Source organism: Hahella ganghwensis DSM 17046 (assembly GCF_000376785.1).
Lineage (GTDB): Bacteria > Pseudomonadota > Gammaproteobacteria > Pseudomonadales > Oleiphilaceae > Hahella > Hahella ganghwensis.
Window position 1 is genome coordinate 1 of sequence record NZ_AQXX01000031.1, and the last position, 5,161, is coordinate 5,161.

6 protein-coding genes are annotated in these 5,161 nt (G+C 43.0%); 5 read left to right on the forward strand and 1 reads right to left on the reverse strand.

The window, feature by feature from the left end:
* Positions 1-283 precede the first annotated feature (283 nt).
* Genes F566_RS0100460 through F566_RS0100470 form a run of 3 tightly spaced genes read left to right on the forward strand, consistent with a single transcriptional unit; the run spans position 284 to position 3,380 of the window.
* A complete protein-coding gene (locus F566_RS0100460) occupies positions 284-1,051 on the forward strand; it encodes an MBL fold metallo-hydrolase (RefSeq protein ID WP_020405009.1) in 768 nt (255 codons plus the stop codon).
* On the forward strand, positions 1,005-1,859 hold the full coding sequence (locus F566_RS0100465) for a molybdopterin-binding protein (protein WP_020405010.1): 855 nt from the start codon (positions 1,005-1,007) through the stop codon (positions 1,857-1,859). Before F566_RS0100460 ends, F566_RS0100465 begins: the two co-directional genes overlap by 47 nt.
* 24 nt (positions 1,860-1,883) lie before the next feature.
* A complete protein-coding gene (locus tag F566_RS0100470; protein ID WP_020405011.1) occupies positions 1,884-3,380 on the forward strand; it encodes a sensor histidine kinase in 1,497 nt (498 codons plus the stop codon).
* 72 nt (positions 3,381-3,452) lie between these two features.
* Here the strand turns inward: F566_RS0100470 and F566_RS0100475 are convergent, their stop codons facing one another.
* Positions 3,453-4,085, reverse strand: coding sequence for a response regulator (locus F566_RS0100475; RefSeq protein ID WP_020405012.1), 633 nt, complete (start codon positions 4,083-4,085; stop codon positions 3,453-3,455).
* 190 nt (positions 4,086-4,275) lie between these two features.
* On the opposite strand from F566_RS0100475, the gene F566_RS0100480 reads away from it, so the two are divergent.
* Together F566_RS0100480 and F566_RS0100490 are read left to right on the forward strand one after the other, a co-directional pair.
* Complete coding sequence (locus F566_RS0100480) at positions 4,276-4,728, forward strand: hypothetical protein (protein ID WP_020405013.1); 453 nt, start codon at positions 4,276-4,278, stop codon at positions 4,726-4,728.
* 200 nt (positions 4,729-4,928) lie between these two features.
* On the forward strand, positions 4,929-5,161 hold a 233-nt coding region (locus F566_RS0100490; protein ID WP_026179657.1), incomplete at its 3' end, for a transposase.

The following is a 5,161-nucleotide window of genomic DNA, read 5'->3' on the forward strand; positions in this document are numbered from 1 at the left end:
AGATCCAAAATGGCCGGAAAAACACTCTGAATATTCGGCCATATATCGTCGAGAGTTTGAATTACCTCAGAACCTTGGGGTTATTCAGACTCTCCCTAGCTCTCTAACTGGGTAACTACCGATGGTGATTGCACACTAATATAACGAGTAATTGTTCTCGTTAAAAGCAGAATAAGTACTCTATACGAGCACAATACGTCTATAGCTCTATCGGCCTAGTCCCATTAAATATTGTGGAAATATTGGCTTCCCATTGCCAAAATGGCTGCCTTCAAGGAGTCAAATGGAACCAACAATGAAAAAACTCAAGGTAGTAGGCAATGGAGAGGCATTCACCTCCTCACTATGCAACACAAGTTTTCGGCTAGATCTGGGTGGCAGTGCAATCCTTATTGACTGCGGCTATCAAGTCCCACCCAAGCTTTGGGAGGAAGAGGATCACACAGATATTGACCTCATCTTACTTACCCATTTTCACGCAGATCACTCATTTGGCGTAGTCCCCCTCCTAGTAAGGTATCTTGAGGAGAAACGAACCAAGCCACTAAATATTTGGGGTCCGAAAGGGGTAGAGTCATTCGTCACCAAGATATTGAACCTCGGCTACCCAGGGGTTTCGAAGTATTTTAAGTACCAAATAGAATTCAGTGAGTTTGAAGAGATTGACGAAAAACACTTCGGGGAAGTCCAGATAAGATCAGCCCCAACTGTTCATTCAATCCCAAATCTTACCTACAGATTGGACTTTAATGGCTCGTCCTTCTCTGTATCAGGCGATGGGAAACTTAAACCAGAAGCCATGGCATTGGTTTCTGGTGTCGGAATTCATTTTCAAGAGACCTATGAATTACTGGATGAAATCCCGAGTCATTGCTCGTTTGAGGAAGTCCTGCAAATGCACAATGCCGGAACTATGCGTTCAATCGGTATTACTCATATTGCCAGACATGCAGTGGAACCCCTTACCACTCTTCACAATAAACTCACAATGGAGAACAAAATAGATGGAAACTTATTTCTCACCTACCCTGGGCAATCTTTTGAATTTTAAAAAATTAGCTCTAACAGCATCTTCCATAGCTCTTCTGATTGGTACTCCTGCATTTGCTGACGAGATTACTGTTGGATGGGGAAATACAGCTCAAGTACTTCCTGTTGAGCTTCAGGAAGAAAGTCAGACTCAAATATATTCGACAACTCCTCATCGAAAGCTGAATCCAGATCACATCGAGTCATCATTTGAGGGGTATATTGTTAGTCAACTAGCAGACCCATCAGTTGACTACGAAAAAGTCTATGTATTCGGAGATGACGGCTACATGTCAATGATCCCTGCTGATGTGATCAGGGATTCCAAGGTAATTATTGCCACAACAAAAGATGGCAAACCTCTTAAAAGGCGGGATGGTGGACGCCAAATAGTCTACCCGACCCGAGCATCTGAAACGGTACCTCAACCAATACAAGTAAAGGCTGCCTTTTGGACCTGGTATAATGCTGCAGTTATCTTCGGTAGCTTTGACAACAAGTTGACGACAAATGGAACACTCTTAGATTTGAGCAACACTGCCGGTACCCAGTATTCAGATTATAAGCGCCCATCAGTATTCTCATACGACCCAATCAAATGCCCTTCTACCCTACTAGCACCGCTTACGGCTGTTGAACATAATTGGCCGTCGAAACTCATTGCACGCCAGTTCTCAGGGCAATCCTTCGAGGTATCACCAGGGCAATCAGAGCTAATCTTTGCTCCCGGAAAAACGGCAATACCTGTAGAATGTGGCGGGCCATATATTGTTAAGCAGGGCGAGACAATGTATTTCAATGTCTATGCTTTAGATACCAACAATTCATGATTATTACCCATTCAGATTCATTACATGAAACGATTGATAGACCGCAAAGCCCGTAAATTGGGCTTTGAGGCCTATTCATTCAGACGCTTCATTGCAACCACCCTGATCATTGCGGTTGTCGGTTTCACCTTTACTTACTATATCTACCAACAACAGCAGATCATTAATGGCTTAGAAGTCACGGAAAGGACTTCTAAGCTCCTTTCAAGACAGCACATATCCATCATGCTTGGCCGCAAAAATTATGTCCACGTTGAAGATGCCATCGGCCAGTTAGCAGCTCAGTCAGCAATCCTTTACGCATATGTGATCGATGCTAACGGGCAGATCGTTGCGACCAGTGATAGGTTGCTCGATGTAGAAATACCTTGTTGTTATCCTTGGGAGGACGTTCAAACCGATACATTTCAGTTTTCCGCCGAAGAGTCGAGGCCAATATTCTCTGATGTATCCACTGGAGATACATTCATCCGACGATCAATCACAATCCACGAGCACTCCACAGAGGAACCTATTGGGCAATTAATCATCGTTGAAGCTCCAAAACTACTTAAAAGGGAAATTCGTGCTGAAGCGTTGTCCTATGCTTCACTAGTTGCGTTTCTGGTTTTAGTGACAGGCCTGATTCTATCCAAACTCATAGCCAGGATCTTATCAGTACCCCTAGAAAACCTAACCACATTTGTGGAGTCCATAGACACATCTATGAACTCTCTACCCTATTCAGGAGCCTCCAGTAGTGAGATCAATGAAATTGATAAGCTTTACAAATCATTTTTAGCCTTCGCTAAAATGACCATAAAACAAAGACAAAACCTGGAAGTTCAAGTAAAGCAGAGAACGTCAGAATTAGAGTTGGCTAGGGACGAAGCTATAAAGGCAACCGAAGAAAACCGTCGCCTGGGCCGCTTCATACAAATTGCAATAGAAGAAGAACGAAAGGCCATTTCCGCAGAGATTCATGACAACTTCAATGCTGTCTTGGTTGTACTCAAACTACATGCTCAGAGAATCACTAAGATGTCAGATGGTGACGTGCACACCACAGCAGCTTTAATGGTTAGGACTATTTCTGAAGCATATGAATCAGCAAGAACCCTAGTACGCCGCCTTCGACCGGAGGTTATCGATACCCTTGGACTACCAGGTGCCATAAAAGAATTGTGCAGTACATTCACATCCCAGGATTGCCAGTACAGCTACAACATAAATGATTCGTATGAAGATCTTAGTGAAGAGGTAGTTATAGCAATTTATCGAATCATCCAGGAAGCTCTAAGTAACGTAGCCAAGCATGCTTATGCTAGTTCAGTCACTGTATCCTTGAGTCGCGATAGCCATATCATCCTATCAATTGAGGACAACGGCATCGGAATTCCTGATGACCCCACCAAAGGAGTTGGATTAATTTCAATGCGCGAACGCGCAATGAGCATCGGTGGGGAGTTTTCTATTGGCAAAACAGATTCTGGGACCAGAATTCAGGTAGTTATTCCGATTGACATAACAAGAGAAAAATAAAGCACCTTTTTGGTACCTTTTTAGTACTACTAAGGTGCCTATAGAGTACTAGATTAGTATCGAATATATGGATCAATCTAGTTTTATCAGATTATATTTGATTGCCAGCTTCGTAAATTCTGCACTTCGACTAATTCCAAGTTTGTTCTTTATAGAAACTGTTAGCTTAGATATCGTTTTTAAAGAAACAGCTAACTCTTCAGCTATTTCAGGATTTGTCATTCCATTTGCCACAAGCCGAAAAACGTTTAACTCTTTCTCATCCAGGATCTTTGACGGGCTTGGAGAAATCGACATGCGAGCAAGTTTTTGCGCCACTTCAGGACTAAAATAGTTCTCTCCAGCAGCGGCATGCCGAATAGCCTCCACCAAAAACTCTACATCATCGTCCTTTTTGATAAACGCTTTTGCCCCTACTTCGTATGCAGACTGAATAACGTCTTCTTGGTCAAACTGACTAAGCATGACAATACGCGCATTTGGATCATTCTTACGTATCTGCGAACACAACTCCAAGCCATTCATGTTCCCAGTGAATCGAATATCCAAAACCATGACATCTGGCTTTAGTTTTTTATAAGCATCGATGACTCCATCAGGAGCCTCAAATGATTTAACTACATCAATGCCGAAGTCAGAAAGTGCAATCTTGAAACCTTCAACCAGAAGTCGATGGTCGTCGGCTAATATGACGGAAATTGACAAGATATCGCCTTATTTATCTTATTAAACAGTCACTTATTCTAGCTCAATTGTATTTATATTGGGCAATAAATTAGCAACGTTAAATTATGTCAGGAAAAAGGGGTCAAATTTAAAATAGAGCCCTTTTAATTTCATCTTCAGAGCTACCCTATTACATTGGCCATTTGGGGCAATTAGCGCGGGAACATTCATGGTCGACTTAGGCAGCGTAGGATTGGAGTCAAGTGACCCAGTCCTATTGGTTCTTAAAAAGATACTATCTCAAGGTGACGGTATATACCTCTCTCTTAACTTCCTACTTTGGGTGCACGAACTGACCGTTGGGCTGGAAGAGTTTGTTGAACAGGGCGAAGAACCACTTGAAGAACTCTCCCTTATAGCCAGCCAAACATCCTCTTGCTCTCCAGGTCTAAGGAGTCACTTTCTGATCAGTCGCTTAGCTCGAATGCGCTGTTTCCGTTACCGTGCTCGTAATGATATTAACGAAATCTGGTCTCCAATGATCGAACCATTTAAAAGATTTGCCCTCAGATCTAACAAATTTACAGTCTGGGAAAACTGCCACTCCGATACAGACATCCCAAAGCTTGAAGCTTGGTTTAAGGAAAAAATAGATGCGATTTCTAAAGAAAAAAAGGCCTGAACATAAAGACGCTCCTATAGATCCCATGCAACGCCTAATGCTTGAATCTGGCGTCTCACCAGAATTCTTCAACCGAGCAATCCTCGGCACCTTAAACACTTTTGGTAAGAGGCTCAATTGGGATTCACACATGTTTGACGTGGCCTAATAGAACAGACCAACCCAGTTAAGGATAATACCCCTAACTGGAGATGAAGAAATTGACCACACGAAAGAAGTACTCAAAAGAATTTAAATTGGATGCCATCAGCCTGGTTCTGGATCAAGGCTACAGTCAAACCGATGCTGCTCGAAGCCTTGGGATTACCCCCAATATGCTGGGCCGCTGGATAAGGGAACATCGCAGAGATGACGGCCAGGCTTTTCGAGGCAATGGGAAGCTAACTCCCGAGCAGGAGGAGATCAGAAGGCTCAAGGCCCAGGTGAAACGCCT

Bases quoted from the DNA above. Each gene is read 5' to 3' on its own strand.
- F566_RS0100465 (WP_020405010.1), top strand. From the start codon at position 1,005: ATGGAAACTTATTTCTCACCTACCCTGGGCAATCTTTTGAATTTTAAA.
- F566_RS0100470 (WP_020405011.1), top strand. From the start codon at position 1,884: ATGAAACGATTGATAGACCGCAAAGCCCGTAAATTGGGCTTTGAGGCC.
- F566_RS0100480 (WP_020405013.1), top strand. From the start codon at position 4,276: ATGGTCGACTTAGGCAGCGTAGGATTGGAGTCAAGTGACCCAGTCCTA.
- F566_RS0100460 (WP_020405009.1), top strand. From the start codon at position 284: ATGGAACCAACAATGAAAAAACTCAAGGTAGTAGGCAATGGAGAGGCA.